Annotated in this window: 18 protein-coding genes and 1 tRNA gene; 15 read left to right on the top strand and 4 right to left on the bottom strand. The window is 71.7% G+C overall.

All coding sequences use genetic code 11. The annotated features are described in order from the left end of the window. The first annotated feature begins 126 nt into the window (after positions 1 to 126). The 3 genes from ACIGXP_RS26060 to ACIGXP_RS26050 all read left to right on the top strand — a co-directional run bounded on the left by ACIGXP_RS26060 (position 127) and on the right by ACIGXP_RS26050 (position 1,971). Positions 127 to 1,491, top strand: coding sequence for an MFS transporter (locus ACIGXP_RS26060; protein WP_399772125.1), 1,365 nt, complete (start codon positions 127 to 129; stop codon positions 1,489 to 1,491). 69 nt (positions 1,492 to 1,560) lie between these two features. Beyond that, entirely contained in the window at positions 1,561 to 1,734 is a 174-nt protein-coding gene (locus tag ACIGXP_RS26055) for a hypothetical protein (protein ID WP_014672673.1), read from the top strand. Positions 1,735 to 1,737: 3 nt separating this feature from the next. Next, positions 1,738 to 1,971, top strand: a complete 234-nt coding sequence (locus ACIGXP_RS26050; protein WP_006136074.1) for a hypothetical protein — start codon at positions 1,738 to 1,740, stop codon at positions 1,969 to 1,971. Here ACIGXP_RS26050 and ACIGXP_RS26045 read toward each other — a convergent pair. After that, positions 1,940 to 3,181, bottom strand: a complete 1,242-nt coding sequence (locus ACIGXP_RS26045) for a glycosyltransferase 87 family protein (RefSeq protein ID WP_363218428.1) — start codon at positions 3,179 to 3,181, stop codon at positions 1,940 to 1,942. The genes ACIGXP_RS26050 and ACIGXP_RS26045 overlap by 32 nt on opposite strands. 103 nt (positions 3,182 to 3,284) lie before the next feature. Between ACIGXP_RS26045 and ACIGXP_RS26040 the strand changes: the two genes are divergently transcribed. After that, positions 3,285 to 3,357 (top strand) — tRNA-Ala (locus ACIGXP_RS26040). 114 nt (positions 3,358 to 3,471) lie between these two features. Here the strand turns inward: ACIGXP_RS26040 and ACIGXP_RS26035 are convergent. Together ACIGXP_RS26035 and ACIGXP_RS26030 are read right to left on the bottom strand one after the other, a co-directional pair. Beyond that, positions 3,472 to 5,082, bottom strand: coding sequence for an NADH-ubiquinone oxidoreductase-F iron-sulfur binding region domain-containing protein (locus ACIGXP_RS26035; protein WP_399772058.1), 1,611 nt, complete (start codon positions 5,080 to 5,082; stop codon positions 3,472 to 3,474). Then, complete coding sequence (locus ACIGXP_RS26030; RefSeq protein ID WP_399772056.1) at positions 5,079 to 6,389, bottom strand: cytochrome b/b6 domain-containing protein; 1,311 nt, start codon at positions 6,387 to 6,389, stop codon at positions 5,079 to 5,081. Before ACIGXP_RS26030 ends, ACIGXP_RS26035 begins: the two co-directional genes overlap by 4 nt. Before the next feature lie 457 nt (positions 6,390 to 6,846). Here ACIGXP_RS26030 and leuS point away from each other — a divergent pair, with 457 nt between their 5' ends. From leuS to holA, 8 genes are all read left to right on the top strand, one after another. Then, the gene (gene leuS, locus ACIGXP_RS26025) at positions 6,847 to 9,717 is read left to right on the top strand and encodes a leucine--tRNA ligase (RefSeq protein WP_363220074.1); all 2,871 of its coding nucleotides are present in this window, start codon (positions 6,847 to 6,849) and stop codon (positions 9,715 to 9,717) included. A gap of 173 nt (positions 9,718 to 9,890) precedes the next feature. Then, the gene (locus ACIGXP_RS26020; protein ID WP_399772052.1) at positions 9,891 to 10,535 is read left to right on the top strand and encodes a hypothetical protein; all 645 of its coding nucleotides are present in this window, start codon (positions 9,891 to 9,893) and stop codon (positions 10,533 to 10,535) included. Between the two features lie 69 nt (positions 10,536 to 10,604). Further along, positions 10,605 to 11,450 carry a DegV family protein gene (locus tag ACIGXP_RS26015; RefSeq protein WP_399772049.1) on the top strand — a complete coding sequence of 282 codons (846 nt, stop codon included), beginning with the start codon at positions 10,605 to 10,607 and terminating at the stop codon, positions 11,448 to 11,450. Positions 11,451 to 11,570: 120 nt separating this feature from the next. Continuing rightward, entirely contained in the window at positions 11,571 to 12,593 is a 1,023-nt protein-coding gene (locus tag ACIGXP_RS26010) for a helix-hairpin-helix domain-containing protein (RefSeq protein WP_399772045.1), read from the top strand. Then, positions 12,590 to 15,340 carry a ComEC/Rec2 family competence protein gene (locus ACIGXP_RS26005; RefSeq protein WP_399772042.1) on the top strand — a complete coding sequence of 917 codons (2,751 nt, stop codon included), beginning with the start codon at positions 12,590 to 12,592 and terminating at the stop codon, positions 15,338 to 15,340. Before ACIGXP_RS26010 ends, ACIGXP_RS26005 begins: the two co-directional genes overlap by 4 nt. 26 nt (positions 15,341 to 15,366) lie before the next feature. Beyond that, a complete protein-coding gene (locus ACIGXP_RS26000; RefSeq protein ID WP_399772040.1) occupies positions 15,367 to 16,203 on the top strand; it encodes an arylamine N-acetyltransferase in 837 nt (278 codons plus the stop codon). Between the two features lie 55 nt (positions 16,204 to 16,258). After that, positions 16,259 to 16,504, top strand: a complete 246-nt coding sequence (locus tag ACIGXP_RS25995; protein ID WP_363217919.1) for a hypothetical protein — start codon at positions 16,259 to 16,261, stop codon at positions 16,502 to 16,504. 88 nt (positions 16,505 to 16,592) lie between these two features. Then, positions 16,593 to 17,582, top strand: coding sequence for a DNA polymerase III subunit delta (gene holA / locus ACIGXP_RS25990; RefSeq protein ID WP_363217918.1), 990 nt, complete (start codon positions 16,593 to 16,595; stop codon positions 17,580 to 17,582). A gap of 345 nt (positions 17,583 to 17,927) precedes the next feature. Here holA and rpsT read toward each other — a convergent pair whose 3' ends face one another. Then, positions 17,928 to 18,194, bottom strand: coding sequence for a 30S ribosomal protein S20 (gene rpsT, locus ACIGXP_RS25985; protein WP_089106790.1), 267 nt, complete (start codon positions 18,192 to 18,194; stop codon positions 17,928 to 17,930). Positions 18,195 to 18,420: 226 nt separating this feature from the next. Here rpsT and lepA point away from each other — a divergent pair, with 226 nt between their 5' ends. From lepA to ACIGXP_RS25970, 3 genes are all read left to right on the top strand, one after another. Continuing rightward, positions 18,421 to 20,295, top strand: coding sequence for a translation elongation factor 4 (gene lepA / locus ACIGXP_RS25980; protein WP_399772037.1), 1,875 nt, complete (start codon positions 18,421 to 18,423; stop codon positions 20,293 to 20,295). Between the two features lie 271 nt (positions 20,296 to 20,566). Then, on the top strand, positions 20,567 to 22,441 hold the full coding sequence (locus tag ACIGXP_RS25975; RefSeq protein ID WP_399772033.1) for an AMP-dependent synthetase/ligase: 1,875 nt from the start codon (positions 20,567 to 20,569) through the stop codon (positions 22,439 to 22,441). A gap of 208 nt (positions 22,442 to 22,649) precedes the next feature. Next, positions 22,650 to 24,473: a SpoIIE family protein phosphatase gene (locus ACIGXP_RS25970; RefSeq protein WP_399772122.1), complete on the top strand. Its 1,824-nt coding sequence runs from the start codon at positions 22,650 to 22,652 to the stop codon at positions 24,471 to 24,473. Positions 24,474 to 24,481 lie beyond the last annotated feature (8 nt).

The raw sequence follows: 24,481 nt of genomic DNA, 5'->3' as shown, positions 1-24,481 counted from the left end.
AACCCTGCGATCAGTGAAGCATCCGCCACTGACAGTGGCCCATCGGTCACCGGCAGTGCGAAATCCTCCGTCACGGACAGTGAAGCACCCGGCACTGACAACCGGCCCCGGCTGCTGCTCACGGTCCTGCTCGCCGCCCTGTTCATGGCGGCCCTCGACGTTTTCATCGTGAACGTCGCCGCCCCCACGATCGGTTCCGAACTCCATGCCTCGGGCGCCGATCTGCAGCTGGTCATCGCCGGCTACACCATCTCCTACTCGGTGCTGATGATCACCGGGGCCCGGCTCGGCGACCGGCTCGGCCACGGACGGGTGCATCTCGCCGGCGTCGCCCTGTTCACCGGGGCCTCGCTCGCCTGCGGCCTGGCGCAGGGGGCGACCGAACTGATCGTCTTCCGGCTGGTGCAGGGCGCCGGCGCGGCCTCGGCGATCCCGCAGGTGCTCAGCCTCATCCAGCGCACGTTCACCGGCGAGGCGCGGGCGCGGGCCCTCGGCGCCTATTCGGCGGTCCTCGCCGTCGGCGCGGCGGCCGGGCAGATCGCGGGCGGAGTGCTGGTCAGCGCCGATCTCCTCGGCACGAGCTGGCGGCCGGTGTTCCTGGTCAACGTGCCGGTGGGTGCCCTGCTGCTCGTACTGGGCCGCCGGGTCCTGCCGAGGGGCGGCGCGGCCGGGAAGGAGCGGGCCTGCGCGCTCGACCTGCCCGGACTGGTGCTGCTGGGCGCGGCCGTGTCGCTGCTGACGGTCCCGCTGGTGCTCGGGCAGGAGGAGGGCTGGCCGGTGTGGTCCTGGCTGTCGCTGGCCGCCGCCGCGGTGCTGTTCGGGTTGTTCTGCGGCTACGAGTCCCGGCTGGCCCGACGCGGCGGCGCCCCGCTGATCGCACCCCGGGTGCTGCGCCATCCCGGGATCGGCCTGGCCGTCCTCCGCATCCTCGGCGTGATGTCGGTCAACGCGGGTTTCCTCTTTGCCCTGACCCTGCATGTCCAGGGCGGCCTCGGATACAGCGCGCTGCGGGCCGGCCTGAGCTTCGCCCCGACCGCCGCCGTCTTCGGGGCCGTCAGCCTGACCTGGCAAAGGTGGCCCGCCGGCCTGCGGCGCGTCCTGACCCCGGCCGGTTTCGCGCTGACCGCGGTGTCCGTGGCCGTCGTGGGGCTGGCCTTCCACGCGGGCGGCGACGGGGGAGCGCTCCTGTATGCCGGATACGCGGGCGTGGGTGCCGGCCTGGCGCTCGCGTTCAGTCCCACGCTCACCGGAGCGCTCGCCACCGTACGGCCCGAGGACGCGGCGGACGCCAGCGGCCTGCTGGCGACGGTCGCCCAGCTCGGTCAGCTGATCGGTGTGGCGGCTTTCGGCACACTGTTCCTGAACCGGCTTGAGTCACTCGGCGTCGTGCGCTCGTATACCTCTGCGGAGGCGTTCTGGGTGTGCGCCTGGGCGCTGGCCGCGACGGCCGCGGCGGGAGCCGTGTCCGGACTGGTACTGAGGCGTCGCTGACCGTATTGCTCCGGCCGTGGCAGAATCAAACGGCCGGAAGGGGGCGCGGCCCGACGGGAGGGAGTAGCGATGCCTGCGAGCATCCTTGAGGAGGTCGGCCACCTCCTCGGTGCGGCGTTGATACGGGACACGACCACCCGGCTGAGCTGCCCTTCCTGCGGTTCCGCACATGTCGCCCAGGTTCTCGGCGACAACGGCGGAATCTCCTACGTGTGCACGGCCTGCGGCCACAGCTGGAGCTGATCGATGGGTGCACACAGGCGAAAGTGCGACTGGTGCGGCAGCGGTACGCCGATCGTCCGTGACATGGAGCCGATCAATCCCGACTACCAGTACTGGTGCGAGGAATGCGCGCGGGCGCTGATCATAAAAGGCGACCCGATCGAGACGTACCGGGAACTGGAGGGTGAGCCGATCTACGGCCGCCTCCTGGAGGAGCACTGCACACTCAAGCGGTTCTACTCCTTCGTGACCGCTTGACGCCGGACACGCCGCCGCGCCTCGGCAACGATGTCCGGGTCAGCACGAGGAAGCACGCGCCGGCACCTCCGTAGAGGGCCGAAAGCGTCAATTCCAGGGCACCCTGGTGGAGTTCGGGACGCCCGGTTCCGTGCGGCACCCACCAGGGGGCGTAGGAGCAGAAGACCAGCAGCATGCCCAGGGCCGCGGTCCGGGAGCCGTGCGACCACAGCAGCAGCACGAGTGGCAGGCACCACACCCAGTGGTGCGTCCACGACACCGGGCTGGTCAGGAGCGCGGTGACGGCGCAGGCGCACACCGCCCAGTCCCGCCGCCCGCGCAACTCCGCTGCCACGGCGGCCGCGAGGCCCAGGGCGGTCACGACAGCCGCGGAGGCGGCCCAGAGGGCTCCCGGGTCGGGTGTGTGCAGCAGGCGGGCCAGAACGCCGCGCAGGGCCTGGTTGGCGGTGTCCTCGGCATGCCCGACCCGCCCCGCGCGGAACACCAGGTCCGTCCAGAACCGCCGCGAGTCGTACGGCAGGACGGCAGCCGCCAGCAGCGTCGCCGCGCCGAACACGACGCCCGCCCCGCGCGCGTGCCGCAGCCACGGCCGTGCGTCCCCGCCCCGCGCATGCGCCACGACGCCCGTCACCAGCAGGAACACGGGGAACAGTGCGGGCGTCAGCTTGACCGCCGCGGCCAGTCCGAGCCCCGCCCCCGGCCAGGAGGCGTACCGGCCGCCGGGGCGGCGGGACAGGTCCCCCAGCACCAGGACGGCCAGCAGCAGGTTGACCTGGCCGTAGCGCAGGGTCGTCCACACCGGCTCGCACCACACGGCCGCTGCCGCGACCCACCAGACGGCATCCACGCGCGCGTGGCCGACGAGTTTCAGCGACAGCCGTACGAAGAGCACCAGGAGCGCGAGGTTCCCGGCCGTCGCCAGGGCGCGCAGGGACGCGGTGTCCAGCAGGGTCAGCGGGGTGAAGAGCAGGGCCGCGAACGGCGGGTAGGTGGCGGGCAGATGCGCGGCCGTCGCCCGCAGCGCGTACAGGTCGCCGCCGGCGCGCACGGTGGCGCCCTCGGCCCGGTACACCAACAGATCGATCATCGACACGTGCGCGGCCCGCTGCGCGGCCCAGAACGCCGCGAAGGACGCCAGGCACACCCCCGGCGCGACCGGCAGCCGACGGCGGGCTGCTGATGACGTGATCACGGGCACAAAAGGTGACATTAGCGGTCGTACCGGTGTGGAGGTGAAACCGATTTGGTGCTGCGCCCCCGGGCCTGTAATGTTTACGTCGTCGCCGGGGGAACCGGGCGGAACAACAAAACAAGGGGCTATAGCTCAGTTGGTAGAGCGCCTGCATGGCATGCAGGAGGTCAGGAGTTCAATTCTCCTTAGCTCCACAGAAATCGAAGGCGGACCATTCGAAGGATGGTCCGCCTTCGGCGTGTTGCGCGCGGACACGGTCGAACGCAGGGGCGGGTCACCCGGCTAGGGTGACCCGCCCCCACGTGTGCTCAGCGGCCGAGAGCGCGCCGGCCGCGGCCCTGGGAGACGACCGGCAGGTTCCGGGAGGGCGCCTGCCCGCGCGTGTCCTCCTCGATGCGCAGGGCGAGCGCCGGGCAGCGGCGCACCGCCCGCAGCGCCTTCGCCTCCGCGTAGCGCGGCACGTGCGCCTGGGCGACGGTCGGGAAACCGTCGGCACCGAGTTCGAACACCTCGGGGAGGATGTCGGCGCACAGTCCGTGGCCCCGGCACAGCGTCCAGTCGACGTAGATCTTCTGGCGGCTGCCGCCGGTCTCCTCGGGCTCTGTGCCGCCCGGGATGCCCGTAGGGGCCTTGCCTCCCTCGAAGAGCGGCAGAACGCCCTCCACGGGCCGTCCGCAGCCGTTTCCGAGGACATGCGCGGCCAGGTCGTCGGTGAACGCCTTGATGGTCGACTCCAGGAACATCGCCGAGCCGTCCGGGTGCGAACACGCGCCACGGCGCTTGACGTTCTTCGCGACCTGCTTCAGCGCCTCCAGGGCGGCCGGTCCGCCGCCGTTGAGGATGTCCTCCAGCCCGCGCGCCGCGGCCGGCAGTCCGAGGTAGCAGGGGCCGCACTGGCCGGCACTCTCCTCGGCCAGCCACTGCGCCACCCGCAGCGACTCGCCCAGCGGGCAGGTCTCCTGGCTGATCGGCAGGATCGCGCCGGCGCCCAGCGAACCGCCCACCGCGTCCAGCGAGTTGCGGGAGACGATCGCCTCGTTGACGGTCGCCGCGTCGATCCACTTGCCGTGGTAGCCGCCGGTCAGCACGCCCTGCGGCACCGGCGGGGCGCCCGCCAGCTGCAGCACGTAGCGCAGCGGCACGCCCGTGGGGACCTCGATCACCATCGGGCGGGCGACCGCACCGGAGACCGTGAGCATGACGGTGCCCGGCTCGTCGTACAGGCCGGTGTTGCCGTAGCGCTCGGGGCCGATGCGGGCGGCGATCGCCAGCTGCGCGAACGTCTCCGCGTTCGACAGCAGCGTGGGCGCGCCGCCGACCCCGCTCTGCGAGGCACTGATCTTGCGGCCGGGCGGGATCGCCGGGCCGCCGTCGACCGAGCGGATCAGCGAGGCGGCGGCCCCGGTGACCATCCGCACAGGATTGCGCTGCACCCACGCGCGCAGCGCCGATCTACGGCTGTTGCTCAGCCCGCGTTCGGCCAGCGCGGCCTCCATGGAGCGCTGTGTGGACTCACGCGTGACGCCGATCACGAGCGTTCGTGCGCCGAGCGCCTCGGCGCACAGCAGCGCGCCGTCCAGGATCAGGTGCGGGGCGCGGTTGATCAGCACCGTGTCCTTGCGGCAGGCCGGTTCGTCCTCGCTGCCGTTGACCACGACGACCGGCCGCACGCCGCGCTTGATCGCCGACTCGGCGACCGAGCGCAGCTTCTTGTGGAAGGGGAAGCCCGCGCCGCCGCGGCCCTTCAGATTGATGCGTTCGGCGAGCTGCGCGAGCTGCTCGCCGCCGAGCGGGTCGAGCGGCCCGTGCACCTTCAGGTGCATGGGCAGATCGAGTCGTTCCACAAGGTCGAAGCCCGACGTGAGCTGGGGAAGGCCGACCACGCGGACTTCGGGGACGTCGGGCAGGGCCTCGTTCACTTAAAGCCTCCGGACGGCATGTTCCAAGGTTCGCCCGAACCCGGTGCGTCGAACGCGCCGGGCAGCGTTTCGGTAGCGGGACCGCTGTTGTACGTGTCACTCGGGTTGTACGCGCCGTAGAAGCCGTTTGTCTCACGGGTGTCGTACATGTCACTTCCGCCGTAGCCGGCGGAGTCCGCATTGCCGTAGACCGGGATGGTCTGCCCGGTGTCCTGGAGCGGGTCGTACGCGGACGGCGGAGCCTCGCCGACCGGCGGCGGGGAGGGGATGGGCCAGCTGCCCGAGGTGCTGGAGGGGCCGTCCACGCGCGGGACGGCCCCCGTGGCCTGCAGGTCCAGCGGCAGGTCCATGCGGGCGGTCTGGCCGGCCGCGTACGGCTGCTGGGTGCGGCCCGGGGTGGAGACGGCGCGGTAGGCGGCGGCGAAGCCGGATGCGGGTTCCGCGGCGGGGGCGGCGGCGAAGCCCGATGCGGGTTCCGCGGCGGGGGTGGCCGGGGACTGGTACAGCGGCGCGGAGGGAGCGGCTGCCGCCCTGGGCTCGCGTCGGCCCTCGAAGCCCGCCGTCGCCGGCTCGGCCGCCCGGGCACGGCTGGCGTCCAGCCCTTCGAGCCCCGGCCGCTCCGAGCTGCCGAAGAGCGCCACCAGTCGGTCTGCGACCTTGCGCTTGACCGGGCGGGGGGCGGCGCGCAGCGCGAGGGCGCCCATCACACCGAGCAGGGAGAGGCTGTAGAGGATCACGAAGATCGGCTTGGCCGAGCGACCCGCGTAGAGGCCGTGGATCAGCGCCGCACACCAGGCCGGGTAGGCCAGCATGTGCATGGCGCGCCAGCGGGCGGCGACAGGGGCCGGGGCGGCGAAATTGCTGCGCAGGGCGCCGGTGACACCCACGAAGATCATCAGCAGGCCCGCCAGCGAGCCCAGTCCGATCAGGCCGCCGATTCCGGTGACGCCGAGCGAGAAGGGGATGATCGCGGCGATCACCTGGGTGTGGCCGAGCGCGACCTTCGTCGTGATGTGCAGCAGCAGGAACGCGATCGAGGCCACCGCCGTCGTGCGGTGCACCGCCTGGCCGACGATCCGCTGCCGTGTGTTCAGGAAGATCCGGTCCTGGGCGAACAGGCCCCAGATCACCGAGCAGCTGAGCGAGACGAGGGAGAGCACGCCCGCGCCGAAGTTCAGGAAGTCGCGGAACTGGTTGCCTCCGACCAGTACGACCACGGGTATGAGCAGCAGGACGGCAGCCGACGCCACCCCATAGGCCGAGCGGCCCGGTTTGGGAAGGGAGCTGGTACTACGACGAGGGTTCATGGGGGCAACTCCGAGCAGTTTCGGGAAAGCGGTCCCGCTGCCGAACTCTAAGTGGCGCCATACCGATCAGTACGGGGTTTGAGTTATTGCGTTGTTATCAACGGACGATGTGACTGGGGTGATGTCCCTTAGGGGACGGTACGCGAAGTAATCCTTGACCTTTGTTCAGTTCCGGCGGGGCTTCCTGGCATGTCCACAAGGGATACGGAAGCGCGTCGCGGCTTGCTCAAGCCGTCCCCGCCTCCCCGAGGTCGTCGCGGCCGGCTCGGGGCCTGCGGTACCCTAGCGCCATGCGTGCCGTACGCCTTCTGCTTAGCGGGCCGCGCTGATCAGTACCGACCCCCGGTCGAACCGCGAGGTCGGCATCGGCGCGGCGTCCCCTCCTGTGCGAGGGGTTTTTTCGTTTCTTTGAATGTCACAGCCGCAGGCAGAGACGATCGATGGAGCTTTGAGGATCATGAGCGAGACGAACCCCGCTGCCGCCGAGGTGGCGGCGCCGCACCGCTACACGGCCGCCATGGCTGCCGAGATCGAGGCACGCTGGCAGGACTTCTGGGACGCCGACGGCACCTACGCGGCGCCGAACCCCAAGGGCGACCTGGCCGGCGACGCCGAGCTGGCCGCCAAGCCCAAGAAGTTCATCATGGACATGTTCCCGTACCCCTCGGGTGCGGGCCTGCACGTCGGCCACCCCCTGGGCTACATCGCCACCGACGTCTTCGCCCGGTTCCAGCGCATGACCGGCCACAACGTCCTGCACACCCTGGGCTTCGACGCCTTCGGCCTGCCCGCCGAGCAGTACGCCGTGCAGACCGGCACGCACCCGCGCGTGTCCACCGAGGCCAACATCGAGAACATGAAGGCCCAGCTGCGCCGGCTGGGCCTGGGCCACGACAAGCGCCGCTCGTTCGCCACGATCGACCCGGACTACTACAAGTGGACCCAGTGGATCTTCCTGCAGATCTTCAACTCCTGGTACGACGAGGAGGCGCGGAAGGCCCGCCCGATCTCCGAGCTGATCAGCCAGTTCGAGTCCGGTGAGCGTGCGATTCCGGGCACCACGCGCGCGTGGAACGAGCTGAGCGCCACCGAGCGCGCCGACATCCTGGGCGAGTACCGCCTGGCCTACGCCTCCGACGCGCCCGTCAACTGGTGCCCGGGCCTGGGCACCGTGCTGGCCAACGAGGAGGTCACCGCCGACGGCCGCTCCGAGCGCGGCAACTACCCGGTCTTCAAGGCGAACCTGCGCCAGTGGAACATGCGTATCACCGCATACGCCGACCGGCTGCTGGAGGACCTGGAGGAGCTGGACTGGCCCGAGGCCATCAAGCTGCAGCAGCGCAACTGGATCGGCCGCAGCGAGGGCGCCCGCGTCGACTTCCCGATCGACGGCGAGCGCATCACGGTCTTCACCACCCGCCCGGACACCCTGTTCGGCGCGACCTACATGGTGCTGGCACCCGAGCACCCGCTGGTCGAGAAGTTCACCCCCGAGGCGTGGCCCGAGGGCACGCACGCGGTGTGGACCGGCGGCCACGCCACCCCGGCCGAGGCCGTCGCCGCGTACCGCGCGCAGGCCGCGTCCAAGTCCGACGTCGAGCGGCAGGCCGAGGCCAAGGACAAGACCGGTGTCTTCATCGGCGCGTACGCGACCAACCCGGTCAACGGCGAGCAGGTCCCCGTCTTCATCGCCGACTACGTCCTGATGGGCTACGGCACCGGCGCGATCATGGCCGTCCCGGCGGGCGACCAGCGCGACTTCGAGTTCGCGCGCGCCTTCGAGCTGCCGATCCACTGCATCGTCGAGCCGACCGACGGCCGTGGCACCGACACCTCGACGTGGGAGAACGCCTTCGCGTCGTACGACGCGAAGATCATCAACTCGTCCAACGACGACATCTCGCTGGACGGCCTGGGCGTCGCCGAGGCCAAGGCCCGCATCACCGCGTGGCTGCAGGACAAGGGCATCGGCGAGGGCACCGTCAACTTCCGCCTGCGCGACTGGCTGTTCAGCCGCCAGCGCTACTGGGGCGAGCCCTTCCCGATCGTCTACGACGAGGACGGCATCGCCCACGCGCTGCCCGAGTCGATGCTGCCGCTGGAGCTGCCCGAGGTCGAGGACTACAGCCCGCGCACCTTCGACCCGGACGACGCGAACACCCAGCCCGAGACCCCGCTGTCGCGCAACGAGGAGTGGGTCAACGTCACCCTGGACCTGGGCGACGGGCCGAAGAAGTACCGCCGCGAGACCAACACCATGCCCAACTGGGCGGGTTCCTGCTGGTACGAGTTCCGCTACCTGGACCCGCACAACGAGCGGCAGCTGGTCGACCCCGAGATCGAGCAGTACTGGATGGGCCCGCGCGAGGGCCTGCCGCACGGCGGTGTCGACCTGTACGTCGGCGGCGCCGAGCACGCCGTGCTGCACCTGCTGTACGCGCGCTTCTGGTCCAAGGTCCTGTACGACCTGGGCCACGTCTCGTCGGCCGAGCCGTTCCACAAGCTGTTCAACCAGGGCATGATCCAGGCCTACGTCTACCGCGACAGCCGCGGCATCGCGGTACCGGCCGCCGAGGTGGAGGAGCGCGACGGCGCCTACTACTACCAGGGTGAAAAGGTCAGCCGTCTGCTGGGCAAGATGGGCAAGTCCCTGAAGAACGCGGTGACCCCGGACGAGATCGCCGCCGAGTACGGCGCCGACACCCTGCGCCTGTACGAGATGGCCATGGGCCCGCTGGACGTCTCCCGCCCGTGGGACACGCGCGCGGTCGTCGGCCAGTTCCGGCTGCTGCAGCGGCTGTGGCGCAACATCGTCGACGAGACGACCGGCGAGGTCACCGTCACCGACGCCGAGCCGGACGAGGAGACCCTGCGTGCCCTGCACAAGGCGATCGACGGCGTCCGCCAGGACCTGGAGGGGCTGCGCTTCAACACCGCCATCGCCAAGGTCACCGAGCTGAACAACCACCTGACCAAGGCCGGCACCGCGGTGCCGCGGTCCGTGGCCGAGCCGCTGGTGCTGCTGGTCGCCCCGCTGGCGCCGCACATCGCCGAGGAACTGTGGCGCAAGCTGGGCCACACCGACTCGGTCGTCCACCAGGACTTCCCGGTCGCCGACCCGGACTACGTCGTGGACGAGACCGTGACCTGCGTCGTGCAGATCAAGGGCAAGGTCAAGGCACGTCTGGAGGTGCCGCCGGCCATCTCCGAGGAGGAGCTGGAGAAGGTGGCCCTGTCCGACGAGAAGGTCGTCGCGGCGCTGGGCGGCGCGGGCATCCGCAAGGTGATCGTCCGGGCGCCCAAGCTGGTGAACATCGTTCCGGCGTGACGCGCATCGGTACGGCGCAGTCAGGGTGCTGGTGACCGGACGCCGGGTACGACGGGCGTCAGGGTAGTCCCCTACGGGCAGGTTCGGGGTTCTTCCGGAACTCCGGGCCTGCCCGCTGCGTTTACTGTGGAAGGCGCAGCGGCGAGCGCCGCGCCGGCCGGAGGAGGAGCGTCGTGGAAGCAGTGATCGCCGTGTTCGCCCTGCTCTTTCTGCTCTTCATCGGCCTGGGCGTGTACGCCACGGTCAAGGCGGTCGGCGCCGCCAAGCGCGGGGTGGACCGGAGGATCGAGCAGGCCCGCCGCACGGTCGAGGACCACACGCTGCGCGCCAAGTCCTTCGTCCAGGTCGGCCCGGCCGCCGAGATCGCGCACCTGCGGCTCTCGCTGCGCACCTCCATGCGCGCAACCCAGGACGCCCTGCACGCGGGCGCGGCAGAGGACGAGTCCCTGAAGGAGTCCCTCGGCCTCTTCGAGCGCCTCAGCGCGCACGGGCACGAGCTGGACGCCGACCTCAGGCGCCTGGAGTCGGAGCCGGACCGGACCGAGGTCACCGCACGGCTGCCCGAGCTGCGCGGGCGCACCGAGCGCATCACCAAGTCGGCGGACTCACTGCGCTGGGCCGTCCGCGACCGCGCGCGCCGCTTCGTCGACGACGACCTGGGCGCGCTCAGCGACCAGATAGACATCGAGGCCGACGCCCTGCGCCACTGGACCCCCGCCGGCTCCGCCGAGGGGCAGCAGCCGGAGGCGATCGCCCCGTCGTCGCCCCGCCCCGCCCACCTCTGGCAGAAGAGGCCCCGCCCCGAGAGCACCACCTGAGCGGTCGTCCGGCCCGCACCCCAGGGGCCGGGCTGCCGCGTGCGCGCCACGGCAGGTAACCTCCAGCTCATGTCCCGCCATGTCGCGATCGTCACCGATTCAACGGCCTACCTGCCGCCGCGGACGATGGAGCGTCACGGCATCACAGCGGTGCCCCTGACCGTGGTCCTCGGCGACCAGGCACTCGAAGAGGGCACCGAGATCTCGACGCGCTCGCTCGCCCAGGCACTGCAGAAACGCCGCCCTGTCACGACCTCCCGACCGAGCCCCGAGGTGTTCGCGGAAACCTACCGCAGGGTCGCCGAGTCCGGCGCGAGCGGAATCGTCTCCCTGCATCTGTCCGCCGAGCTGTCGGGCACCTACGACGCGGCGGTCCTCGCGGCGCGCCAAGCGCCGGTGCCGGTACGGGTGGTGGACACCGGGATGGTCGCGATGGCCCTCGGCTTCTGCGCGCTCGCGGCGGCCGAGACCGCGGAGGCGGGCGGCACCGTGGACGAAGCCGTCACGGCCGCCGAGAAGCGGGCCGCGGGCACGTCCGCCTACTTCTACGTCGACACCCTCGACTATCTGCGCCGCGGCGGTCGCATCGGAGCCGCACAGGCCCTGCTCGGATCCGCGCTCGCCGTCAAACCCCTGCTCCAGCTGGACGGCGGCCGTATCGAACTGCTCGAGAAGGTCCGTACGGCGTCCAAGGCCATCGCCCGGCTGGAGGAGATCGCCGCCGAGCGGGCGGGCGGCGCCGAGGTCGACATCGCCGTCCACCATCTTGCGGCCCCCGACCGTGCCGCCGCGCTTGCCGACCGGCTGCGGGAACGGGTGCCGGGTCTGGCCGACCTGCATGTCAGCGAGGTCGGGGCGGTGATCGGGGCACACACCGGTCCCGGGCTGCTGGGAGCAGTGGTCTCCCCCCGCTGATCTTCGTTCGCAGGCTGACCGTTCACTCGTACGGGTGGCGGAGTTGTCCACAACCGGGCGGTCGTCCCCGGGAATTGACCAAGATCATCGCGTATCGGCGGGATGTTCCATCCTCGTCGCATGGCACTTCGATCACGTACACGCACAGCCACGGCGACCAGCGGCCCCGGCCGCGGTCCCGCCTCCGACGGTCGTACCCGTCACCGCCGCGGCGTCGACCACCGTCGCGCCCGCCACCGCCCGCCGGCGTCGGCCGAGGAACTGCGCCGCCGGGCGGAGCTCCTCTTCGGTGAACGAGCCGTGCGATGGCGGGAGTCGGGGAACGGACCCCCGGACGGGGAGAGCCCCGGGTGTCCGTCGACCGACACCGAGCCGGCGCCGGAACCCGAACCTGCCGGCACCACGCACGCGTTGCCGTCCCGGGAGCCCGTCGGCCCCGGTTGGCGGGAGCGGGCCGGGCTGGCGTTGCGGGAGCGGATGCCGGTCCGGTTGCAGGCGCGGTTCGCAGTGGAGCGGCGCGGAGTCGTGGCGCTCTCCGTGGTCCTCGTGGCCGCCGCGGTGTTCGCCGCCCAGCACTTCTGGGCCGGGCGGACGGAGTCCGTCAGCGCCCCTCAAGTGGTGCGTGCGCGGACTCCCTACGCCCAGAAGGAAGATGACGCGAAGGCCGGTGCGCGAGCGGGTGCGTCGCCGACACCCGGCGGACAGATCGTCGTGGACGTCAGCGGCAAGGTCCGCAAACCGGGGATCCGGCGATTGCCGGCCGGTTCCCGGGTGGCGGACGCGCTGCGGGCGGCCGGCGGTGTCCGTCCGGGCGTGAGTACCGACGGGCTCAACCGGGCCCGTTTCCTGGTCGACGGAGAACAGGTCGTCGTCGGCGCGCCCGTCGGGCCGGCACCGCCCCCCGGAGCAGCCCCCGGACCGGCCGCCGGGCCGGCGGCTGCGGGCCCGGCGGCACCCGTCTCCCTCAACACGGCCACGGCGGACCAGCTCGACACCTTGCCCGGGGTCGGCCCGGTGCTCGCCCGGCACATCATCGACTACCGCGCCCGGCACGGCGGTTTCCGCTCGGTGGACGAACTGCGCGAGGTCAACGGCATCGGCGACCGCCGCTTCGGCGATCTACGGAATCTGGTACGGCCATGAGCCGGGTGATCGACAGCGGGCCGGCGGGACGGGGGAGGCCCGGAGTGCTCGCGGATGCCGGGCCAGGAGGCCGACGGCCGGAGGACGGGGGATCCACGGATGCCGTGGTCCGTGACTCCGAGGGGAACGGGACCGTGCGCGGCGACCGGGCCGGGACCACGGACCTGCGCCTGGTACCGCCTGCGCTCGCGGCCTGGGCCACGGCGGCCCTGTCACTGGACGCACCGGCGGCCTGGACGGCCGGTATCGCGGTCGTCTGCCTGGTGGGCGGGATCGTTGTGCTGTCGGCGAACCGGCCCGCCCGGTCCGGACGGCTCGCACGGACCAGGCGGGGCGGATCGAGGACGCAGGGCGGACGGACGCTCCAGCGGTTCGTGTGGGCCCGTGCCTCGATCGCCGCCGTGCTGCTCTGCGTCGCCGCGGCAGCCGTCGCTGCCGGACTGCACGGGGCGGATGTCCGGCGCGGGCCGGTGCCCGAGCTGGCCCGCCGGTATGCGACCGTGACCGCCGAGGTCGAGGTGAGCGCCGATCCCTGGCTCAGCCGGCCACGGGTACGAGGTGATCACGCGGCGCCGGTGGCGGTACTGGCCCGGGCGGAGGTGCGGCGCGTCGAGCGGACCGACGGGACGAGCGTGCGGACGCGGACTCCGGTGCTGCTGGTCGTCGACGCGGACGTTCCGGCGCCGGAGGGTGCTGCCCGGAACGGCGGTCCGGCGGAGGAGGGCGCGGCGGGGGCCGGGATCCGCGGCACGCGGGGTGCGCGCGAGGCCTGGCTCCGGTTGTTGCCGTCCACGCGGTTGCGGGTGGGCGGACGGCTGGCGCCCGCGCTGACCGGCGGGGACCGGTCCGCGGCCGTGCTGCGGGTGCGTGGCCGGCCCGGGCCGCGGATCGTGGCGGGCCCCAGCGGACCGCAACGGCTCGCGGGACGGCTCAGAGCCGGGCTGCGGGAGGCGACCGGCGATCTGCGGGGGGACGCGCGGGCGCTCCTTCCCGGGCTGGTCGTCGGGGACACCTCACGGATCACGCCCGAGCTGGACGACGCGTTCAAGGAGACGGATCTGGCGCACACGCTCGCCGTGTCCGGCAGCAACCTCACCATCCTGCTCGCGCTGCTGATCGGGCCGCCGGGACTGGCCCAGCGCGTCGAGCGCCGCGGCCTGGCCCCGCGCCTGGGGCTCTCACTGCGGGGGACTGCGCTGCTCGCCGGAGCGCTCACGCTGGGCTTCGTGGTCGTGAGCCGGCCCGACCCCAGCGTGCTGCGCGCCGCCGCCTGTGGCGCGGTGGCACTGCTCGCCCTGGCCACCGGGCGCCGCAGATCCCTGGTCCCCGCACTGGCCACGGCCGTCCTGCTGCTGGTGCTCTACGGCCCCTGGCTGGCCCGCAGTTACGGCTTCCTGCTCTCCGTGCTGGCCACCGGCGCGCTGCTGGTGGTGGCACCGGGCTGGAGCGAGGCGCTGCGGCGGCGCCGGGTGCCGCCGAGGGTCGCGGAGGCGCTGGCGGCGGCCGCCGCGGCGCAGGCGGTGTGCGCCCCCGTCACGGCCGTGCTGTCGGCGCGGGTGAGCCTGGTGGCGGTGCCGTGCAACCTGCTGGCCGAGGTGGCGGTGGCACCGGCCACCGTGCTCGGGTTCGCGGCGCTCGTGACGGCGCCGCTGGCGATGGCACCGGCCAAGGCGCTGGCCTGGTGCGCGAGTTGGCCGGCCGGATGGATCGCCGAAGTGGCCCGGACAGGGGCGGCGCTGCCCGGAGCGGGAGTGGGCTGGCCGGGAGGCTGGCCGGGAGCGCTGGCGCTTACGGCGGTCACCGTGGCCGTCGTCCTGGCCGGCCGGCGATTGTTGCGGCACCCGTGGTGGACCGGGGTGCTCGCGGTGCTGCTGGTGCTGGTGGTGGTGCGGCCGGCCCCATTGACCCGGGTGATCACCGGCTGGCCGCCGCCGGGCTGGCGGTTCGCGATGTGCGATGTCGGACAGGGGGATGCGACCGTACTGGCGGCGGGCGAGGGAGCAGGGGTGGTCGTGGACGCCGGGCCCGATCCGGTGCTGGTCGACCACTGTCTGCGGCAGCTGGGCATCACGCGCGTCCCGTTGCTGGTGCTGACCCATTTCCATGCCGACCATGTGGCGGGGCTGCCCGGTGTCCTGCGGGGCCGTTCGGTGGCCGCGATCCAGACGACCGGCTTCGAGGAACCCGCCGACCAGGCCGAGTTCGTCAGAAGGGAGGCGGCGGCGCGGCACATTCCGGTGACGCGGGCCGTCGCGGGTGAGGAACGGCGTACCGGACCGCTCTCCTGGCAGGTCCTGTGGCCCCCGCCGAGCACCCGGCCGCCGTCCGACCCGCAGTACACGGCGTGGCCGGGCCCGCTGCCGGAGCCGGACGGACCGAACGACGCCAGCGTCGCGATGCTGGTCCGTTCGCGCGGACTGCGGCTGCTGTTGCTGGGCGACCTCGAACCGCCGGCCCAGCAGGCGTTGGCGCGGTCACCGGTGGCGGCCGAGCTGACCGGTGTGGACGTACTGAAGGTGGCCCACCACGGCTCGGCCTATCAGGACCCGGAGCTGATACGGCTGGCGGCTCCCCGGGTGGCGCTCATCAGCTGCGGTGCCGACAACCCGTACGGACATCCGGCTCCGGCGACCGTGGCCGGGCTGCGGGCGGGCGGCGCGCTGGTGCTGCGCACCGACCGGGACGGGGAGCTTGCCGTCGGCGGGACGGGAGGGACCGGTGGGGAAGTGCGGGTGGCCAGAGGCTGAGACCGGGGTTCGTCCAGACTGGGTCCATGGACTCACACCAGGTCGACGACTGTCTCCGCCGGATCGGGGCCGAGCGCCCGCAGCAGCCCACCGGGCGGGCCCTGCGTGAGCTGCACCTGCGGCATCTGCAGAGCGTTCCCTTCGAGAACCTGTCCATCCACCTCGACGAGGAGATCCTGCTGGAGGAGGAGTGGCTGCTGGACAAGGTGACAGGACGCGGGCGGGGAGGCTTCTGCTACGAACTGAACGGCCTGTTCGGCGAGTTGCTCACCGCTCTCGGCTACGGGGTGGAACTGCTCGCGGCCCGCGTGTACGACGACAAGGGGCGGCTCGGGATCCCGTACGACCATCTCGCCCTGCGGGTGCGGACGGTGGAGGGGGACACCTGGATCGCGGACGTCGGGTTCGGGGCGCACAGCCACTATCCGCTGAGCTATGCGGAACGGGCGGAGCAGGTCGACCCCGGCGGGGTGTTCCGGGTGGCGGAGGCCGGGCCGGACGCGGCCGGGGTGCCCGGCGGCGGCTCGGCGGGGGCCGGGGACCTGGACGTCCTGAGGGACGGCAGGCCGCAGTACCGGTTGGAGACCCGGCCCCGGGTGCTCGGGGACTTCGTGGCCGGGGCCTGGTGGCACAGGACCTCGCCGTTGTCGCACTTCACCCAGTCGCTGGTCTGCTCACGGGTCACCGAGGACGGAGGGAGGATCACGCTCAGCGGGCGTGTGCTGAAGACGACGGCGGCCGACGGGAAGCGGGAGACACGGGAGTTGGAGACGGACGAGGAGGTGCTGACCGTGTACCGGGAGCGGTTCGGGATCGAGCTGGACCGTGTGCCGACGGTACGGAACCGGAATCCGACCCCCTGAGCCGGTGCCGAGTCCCCGGCGGTTCGGTTCCCGTGCGGTGCCGGAGAATGGGCCCGTGAGCGATGTGAGACACGTGCTGGTGCTGCCCGACCGGGATGCTGCCGAGGAGGCGGCCGAGGCGCTGGGGGAGCGGTTCGGACTGGACGAGGAGCCGCAGCTCGTCCGGGACGCGCTGGCCGGCGAGGACGATGCCGAGGATGCGCAGTGGCTGCTGGTGCTGCGGGACGAGCGGGGCCGGCTGGATCCGGCGGCGCTGGATGCGTTCGCGGGGGAGTGGGACGGCTGGCGCGAGGAGCCGTGACCCAGCGCCGCCTGCCCGCAGCCGAGCGAGTACGGCTGTCCGCGCCTGTACGGGCCCGTTGTCAGTGTCTCGTGGGATGCTGTGCGTGATGGCCAGGAAGACTGCGAATGACGACCCTCTCGCCCCGGTGACGCTCGCCGTGGGCCAGGAGGACCTCCTGCTCGACCGTGCCGTGCAGGAGGTGGTGGCCGCCGCCAAGGCCGCCGACGCCGACACGGACGTACGCGACCTCACCCCGGACCAGTTGCAGCCCGGCACGCTCGCCGAGCTCACCAGTCCTTCGCTCTTCGCCGAGCGGAAAGTCGTGGTCGTACGCAATGCGCAGGACCTGTCCGCCGACACGGTCAAGGACGTGAAGGGGTATCTCGGGGCGCCCGCCGAGGAGATCACGCTCGTGTTGCTGCACGCGGGCGGGGCGAAGGGCAAGGGGCTGCTGGACGCCGCGCGCAAGGCCGGGGCCCGCGAGGTGGCCTGCCCGAAGATGACCAAGCCGGCGGACCGGCTGGCCTTTGTGCGCGGTGAGTTCCGGGCGGCGGGGCGGTCGGCGACGCCCGAGGCCTGTCAGGCACTGTGCGACGCCATCGGCAGCGATCTGCGGGAGCTGGCCTCGGCGGTGTCGCAGCTGGTCGCTGACGTGGAGGGGACCATCGACGAGGCCGTTGTCGGGCGGTACTACACCGGCCGGGCCGAGGCCTCCAGCTTCACGGTCGCCGACCGGGCCGTGGAGGGGCGTACGGCGGAGGCGCTGGAGGCGCTGCGGTGGTCGCTGGCGACGGGCGTGGCGCCGGTGATGATCACCAGTGCGCTGGCCCAGGGCGTACGGGCGATCGGGAAGCTGTCCTCCGCGCGCGGGGGGCGGCCGGCCGATCTGGCGCGGGAGCTGGGGATGCCGCCGTGGAAGATCGATCGGGTGCGGCAGCAGATGCGGGGGTGGACGCCGGACGGTGTCGCGGCGGCGCTTCGGGCCGTTGCGGAGGCGGACGCGGGGGTGAAGGGCGGCGGCGATGATCCCGAGTACGCGTTGGAGAAGGCGGTTGTGGTGATTGCCCGGGCCGCACGGTCCCGCGGGCGCGGGTAGCCGGTCCCGGGGTTCCGCCCCTTCGTCCCAGGCTGTTCCGGAGGTTCCGCCCGGACCGCGCCGGGGGCTTCGCCCGGGCCTAGCTGGAGGTTCCGCCCCGGACCGCGCCGGAGGCTTCGCCCCGGCCCCCGCAAGAGCTTCGCCCCAGGAGGCGCCTGGCCCTCGTATGACGAGAACCCCGGCGCCCGCCCTGGGGAAGGGAAGACGCCGGGGTTCTCGGTTCAAGCTGTCGAGCCCGTTCCCGCGTGGCGAACGCAGGCCGCGAACAGGCTCTGGGGTGCCGGTCGGGAGCGGATGAGAGAGGGCCCGCTCTGGGTCCTTCCGGCGGTCAGATCAGAAAGGGGTTCAGCCCTTGAGGGACGCGACCTTGGAAGCAAGCGCCGACTTCTTGTTGGCGGCCTGGTTCTTGTGGATGACGCCCTTCGAGACGGCCTTGTCGAGCGCACGCGCGGCAGCGCGCTGCAGCTCGGTGGCCTTCTCGACGTCACCCGCGGCAGCGGCCTCACGGGCCTTGCGGACCGCGGTCTTCAGGGAGGACTTGACGGCCTTGTTGCGCAGCCGAGCCTTCTCGTTGGTCTTGATCCGCTTGATCTGGGACTTGATGTTCGCCACGAAGGAGCCTTTTCAGGTTCTGGTGCGGGGCCGCGAAGGTCCCGTACCGGTGATCCAAAATTTCTCTGACGTGCCTCGCGCTGAGAGGGCATGAGGCACAGCCATCTACAGTACCAGTGGCCCTGCGAGCGGCCCAAAACGGTAGCCGGTCCCTTCGCGTGGGACCATGGAGACTACGTATCGATCCGACCCGAGGCATAAGGCGCCTCAAGAGACAGGACCCTGCGTGCCCGCGACCCCTAACCATGTGCCCGAGCCGAGCCGTACCGACCCGGCTCTGATCCGCAATTTCTGCATCATCGCGCACATCGACCACGGCAAGTCCACGCTCGCCGACCGGATGCTCCAGCTGACCGGGGTGGTCGAGCAGCGGCAGATGCGTGCTCAGTACCTCGACCGGATGGACATCGAGCGCGAGCGCGGCATCACGATCAAGTCCCAGGCGGTGCGTCTGCCCTGGGCCCCGACCGAGGGCCCCGACCAGGGCACGACCCACATCCTCAACATGATCGACACCCCGGGGCACGTCGACTTCACCTACGAGGTCTCGCGGTCGCTCGCCGCCTGTGAGGGGACCATCCTCCTCGTCGACGCCGCCCAGGGCATCGAGGCGCAGACCCTCGCCAACCTCTACCTGGCGATGGAGAACGACCTCACGATCATCCCCGTCCTCAACAAGATCGACCTTCCCGCGGCCCAGCCCGAGAAGTTCGCCGAGGAGCTCGCCAACCTGGTCGGCTGCGACCCGGAGGACGTGCTCAAGGTCTCCGCGAAGACCGGTCTCGGCGTGGACGCGCTGCTGAACAAGGTCGTCAAGGAGATCCCGGCGCCGGTCGGGGTGGCCGACGCGCCCGCCCGCGCGATGATCTTCGACTCCGTGTACGACTCGTACCGCGGTGTCGTGACGTACGTCCGTGTCATCGACGGCCAGCTCAACAAGCGCGAGCGCATCAGGATGATGTCCACCGGCGCCACGCACGAGCTGCTGGAGATCGGCGTCAACTCGCCCGAGATGCTCCCGGCCGACGGCCTCGGCGTCGGTGAGGTGGGCTACCTCATCACGGGTGTGAAGGACGTCCGCCAGTCCAAGGTCGGTGACACCGTCACCAGCCAGAGCAAGGGCGCCACGGAGGCCCTCGGCGGGTACAAGGACCCCAAGCCGATGGTCTTCTCCGGGCTGTATCCGCTCGACGGCTCCGACTACCCCGAGCTGCGCGAGGCGCTCGACAAGCTGCAGCTCAACGACGCCGCGCTGGTCTACGAGCCGGAGACCTCCGCCGCCCTCGGCTTCGGCTTCCGCGTCGGGTTCCTGGGGCTCCTCCACCTCGATGTCATCCGGGAGCGGCTGGAGCGCGAGTTCGGCCTCGACCTGATCGCCACCGCTCCCAACGTGGTCTACCGCGTGGTCATGGAGGACGGCAGCGAGCACACGGTCACCAACCCGAGCGAGTTCCCCGAAGGCAAGATCAACGAGGTCTTCGAGCCGGTCGTGCGGGCCACCATCCTCGCGCCCACCGAGTTCATCGGCTCGATCATGGAGCTGTGCCAGACCCGGCGCGGCACCCTGCTCGGCATGGACTACCTCTCCGAGGACCGTGTCGAGATCCGCTACACCCTCCCGCTCGCGGAGATCGTCTTCGACTTCTTCGACCAGCTGAAGTCCAAGACCCGCGGCTACGCCTCGCTGGACTACGAGCCCACCGGCGAGCAGACCAGCTCCCTGGTCAAGGTCGACATCCTGCTGCACGGCGACAAGGTGGACGCGTTCTCCGCGATCACCCACAAGGACCAGGCGTACGCGTACGGCGTGCGGCTCGTCGCCAAGCTCAAGGAGCTGATCCCGCGGCAGGCCTTCGAGGTGCCGGTGCAGGCCGCCATCGGCTCCCGGGTCATCGCCCGCGAGACCATCCGCGCCATCCGCAAGGACGTCCTCGCCAAGTGCTACGGCGGTGACATCTCCCGTAAGCGGAAGCTGCTGGAGAAGCAGAAGGAAGGCAAGAAGCGGATGAAGATGGTGGGTTCCGTGGAGGTTCCGCAGGAAGCCTTCATCGCCGTCCTGTCCAGCGATGACAGCGCGGGGTCGGCCAAGGGCAAGAAGTAACCGTCGGTAACAACCGGTGGCGTCCCTAAAAAGGGCACGCGGGGGCCTGTCGTACGAAAGTGCGGTGGGCCCCTACGCGTGCGTAGCGTCGCTCTGCGTGGAAAGTGACAGGCCGAAGCCCCTTACGCAGCGGCCGGTCGCGGCTTACTCTGATCCCTGCTCGATAGTTACTCGCGAGTTAAACAACAGCGAAGCAGCAGCACGAACCCCCACCGTGAGTTAACCCAGCCGCACCGAGTCAGCCGCACCGTCGCGGGCCCCGGAGGATGTCGTGAGCGACACACAGACCCTGATCGAGAACCGTCCGCCGTCCGTGGCGGCCCTCTTCCTGGAGCGCGTGGCGGCCACACCGGACGCCGAGGCCTACCGCTATCCGGTGCCCCCCGCGTCCGGCCAGGGCCCCGACGACTGGAAGTCGCTCAGCTGGGCGCAGGCCGCCGAGAGGGTGTACGCGATCGCGGCCGGCCTCATCGAGCTGGGCGTGCAGCCCGAGCAGCGCGTGGCGCTCGCCTCGTCGACCCGGGTCGAGTGGATCCTCGCCGACCTCGGCATCCTGTGTGCCGGCGGCGCGACGACCACCATCTACCCGCAGACCAACGCGGACGAATCGGCCTTCATCCTCTCCGACTCCGAGAGCCGGGTGCTGATCGCCGAGGACGCGGCCCAGGCCGCCAAGGCCGTCGAGAAGCGCGCCGAGCTGCCCGACCTCACCAAGGTCGTGGTCATCGACCCGGCCGGCGCCGAGACGAGCGACTGGGTGATCACCCTCGCCGAGCTGGAGCAGCGCGGCGTCGCCTACCTGGAGACGCACCCCGAGCTGATCAAGGAGCGGGTCGGCGCGATCACCAAGGACCAGCTCGCCACCCTCATCTACACCTCCGGCACCACCGGCCGCCCCAAGGGAGTCAGGCTCCCGCACGACAACTGGGCGTACATGGCGAAGGCGATCGCCGCGACCGGCCTGATCAGCGGCGAGGACGTGCAGTACCTGTGGCTGCCGCTCGCGCACGTCTTCGGCAAGGTGCTCACCTCCGGCCAGATCGAGGTCGGCCACGTCACCGCCGTCGACGGCCGGGTCGACAAGATCATCGAGAACCTGCCGGTGGTGCAGCCGACGTACATGGCGGCCGTGCCCCGCATCTTCGAGAAGGTCTACAACGGCGTCGCCGCCAAGGCCCGCGAGGGCGGCGCCGCCAAGTACAAGATCTTCCAGTGGGCCGCCGAGGTCGCCCGCGAGTACGCCAAGGTCAGCCAGGACAACTTCCGGCGCACCGGAACCCACGCCGTGCCGTTCGGCCTCGCGGCCAAGCACAAGGTCGCCGACGCCCTCGTCTACGGCAAGCTCCGCGACGCCTTCGGCGGCCGGCTGCGCGCCTGTGTCTCCGGCGCCTCGGCGCTCGCGCCCGAGATCGGCTACTTCTTCGCCGGCGCCGGCATCCACATCCTTGAGGGCTACGGCCTGACCGAGTCCTCCGCGGCCTCCTTCGTGAACCCCGGCGAGGCCTACCGCACCGGCACGGTCGGCAAGCCGCTGCCCGGCACGGAGGTGCGCATCGCCGACGACGGCGAGATCCTGCTGCGCGGCCCCGGCATCATGGAGGGCTACCACGGGCTGCCCGAGAAGACCACCGAGGTGCTGGAGTCCGACGGCTGGTTCCACACCGGTGACATCGGCGAGCTGTCGCCCGACGGCTACCTCCGCATCACCGACCGCAAGAAGGACCTCATCAAGACCTCCGGCGGCAAGTACGTCGCTCCGGCCGAGGTCGAGGGCCAGTTCAAGGGCGTGTGCCCGTACGTCTCCAACATCCTGGTGCACGGCGCAGACCGGAACTACTGCACGGCCCTCATCGCCCTGGACGAGATCGCGATCCTGGACTGGGCCAAGGAGAACGGGCTGGAGGGCCGGCCGTACGCCGAGATCGTCGCGGCGCCGCAGACCGTCGAGATGGTCGACGGGTATGTGCGGCAGCTCAACGCCGGGCTGCAGAAGTGGCAGACCATCAAGAAGTTCCGGCTGCTGCCGAGGGATCTCGATGTGGAGCACGGGGAGATCACGCCGAGCCTGAAGCTGAAGCGGCCCGTGGTGGAGCGGGAGTACAAGCACCTCATCGACGAGATGTACGCCGGGACGCGGGAGGCCTGACGCGGTCTCGAAGGGGTGGCTGGGGACTGCCGGCGGCTGCGGATGCGTCGTGGTTGTTCGCGCCCACGCGGCGGAGCCGCATATCGGGCAGAGCCCCGCGCCCCTGGGTAAGTTGAGCTCACCGGCGTTCGAAAGTGGTCGTCTTCTGCCCACTTCAGTGACTCAGCGCTTATAGGTGCCCCCTGTCTGTCACCCTGGCCGCATGGACATGGCGGCCATACCCACGCAGCGGGAGAGTGAGCCCAGGGCTCGGGAGGTGCACGGGCGTACCACGCTGCCCGGAAGTCCTCTCGCGCCCGGCTCGGCCCGTGCGCTGGTGCGGGCAGCGCTGGCCGAGGCGCCCGAGGTCTCGGCGCGGCTCGTCGACGACGCCATGGCCGTCGTCAGCGAACTGGTCACCAATGCCGTCGTGCACGCCGGTACGGACGTGGAGGTCGTCTGGCGGCTGGAGGAGAGCGGCGCGTTCACCGTGGAGGTGGGCGACCAGCATCCCTGCCGCGCCCCGCGCGACTCCCCGGGCGGCGAGGGGGCGTACGACACCCCCGAGTACGGGCGCGGCCTGCGGCTGGTCACCACGCTCGCCGAGTCCTGGGGCGTCACCTACCGCGCCGGCGCCAAGACGGTCTGGGCGCGGCTGCCCCCGGGCGGCGTGACGGACGCGGACACACCCGCGCCGGACGCGGCCCTGGAGGTGGCCGAGGACCTGGTCCCGCAGCCGCACCGCGCGGGCGGTGACCGGGACTGGCTCGGCCGGGGCGCGCTGTCCTTCCTCGCCGAGGCCTCCGACCTGCTCGCCGGTCAGCTGGACGAGAACCTGGTGACGGCCCTCACCGGCCAGCTCATCGTGCCCCGGCTCGCCGACTGGTGCGCGGTGTGGCTGGAGGACGAGGCGACCGTGCGCGGCGGCGTGGGCGGCGGCCCCGACCGGGTCTGGCACGCCAGCGAGAACCGCATCGAGGAACTGCGCTGTGCCCTGGAGAAGGAACCGCCCTGCCCGCGCGACGGGCTGCGCTCCGGCCCCGAGGCGTACCCGTGGCCCGGCCACGCGCTCGGCCCGCAGGGCACCGACGGCACGGCGCTGGCGTACCGGCTGATCGCGGGCGGCCGGCCGCTCGGCACGCTGGTCCTCGGCCGGTGCGGGCTGCTCGGCTTCCCCGACGAGGTCACCGGGCTCGTGGAGGACCTCAGCCGCCGGGTGGCCCTCGCCATCGGAGCGGCCCGCCAGTACGCCCGCCAGGCCACCATCAGCGCCGTCCTGCAGCGCGGCCTGCTGCCCGGCGCGGTCGCCGAGATCCCCGGCGTGAGCAGCGCGCTCGTCTACGAGCCCTGCGACAAGGGCGGTCCCAGCGGCGACTTCTACGACCTGTTCCCGGCCGGCGACGGCCGCTGGTGCTTCGCCGTAGGCGACGTCCAGGGCAAGGGTCCCGAGGCGGCGGTCGTGATCGGCCTCGCCCGCCCCTGGCTCCGCCTGCTCGCCCGCGAGGGCTACCGGGTCGCCGATGTCCTCGACCGGCTCAACCAGCTCCTCCTGGACGACGCCACCGAGGCCGCCGACGCCGCCGCCCGCGCCCTCGTCGCCGCAGGCGGACGGCCCGTGGCCCCCGGGGACGGCCCGCAGACCCGCTTCCTCTCCTTGCTCTACGGCGAGCTCACGCCGTACGAGGGCGGCGGCGTCCGCTGCACCCTCGCCTCCGCCGGCCACCCGCTCCCGCTCGTCCTGAGCCCCGACGGCACCGTACGCACCGCGGCCCGCCCGCAGACCCTGCTCGGCGTCGTCGAGGACGAGACCTACACCAGCGAGACCGTCGACCTGCGGCCCGGCGACAGCCTGCTGTGCGTCACCGACGGGGTGACCGAGCGGCGCTCCGGCTCCCGCCAGTTCGACGACGCCGACGGGCTCGCCCGCGCCCTGTCCGGCTGCGCCGGGCTCAGCGCCGCACTGATCGCGGAAAGGATCCGGCGGCTCGTCCACGACTTCGGGGGCGGGCAGCCGGAGGACGACCTGGCACTGCTGGTGCTGCAAGCGGAGTAACCGCGCCG

This window comes from Streptomyces sp. NPDC053069, from assembly GCF_044546895.1.
Taxonomy (GTDB): domain Bacteria; phylum Actinomycetota; class Actinomycetes; order Streptomycetales; family Streptomycetaceae; genus Streptomyces.
Note: the sequence above shows the minus strand (reverse complement) of the source record. Positions and strands in the feature narration are given on the sequence as shown.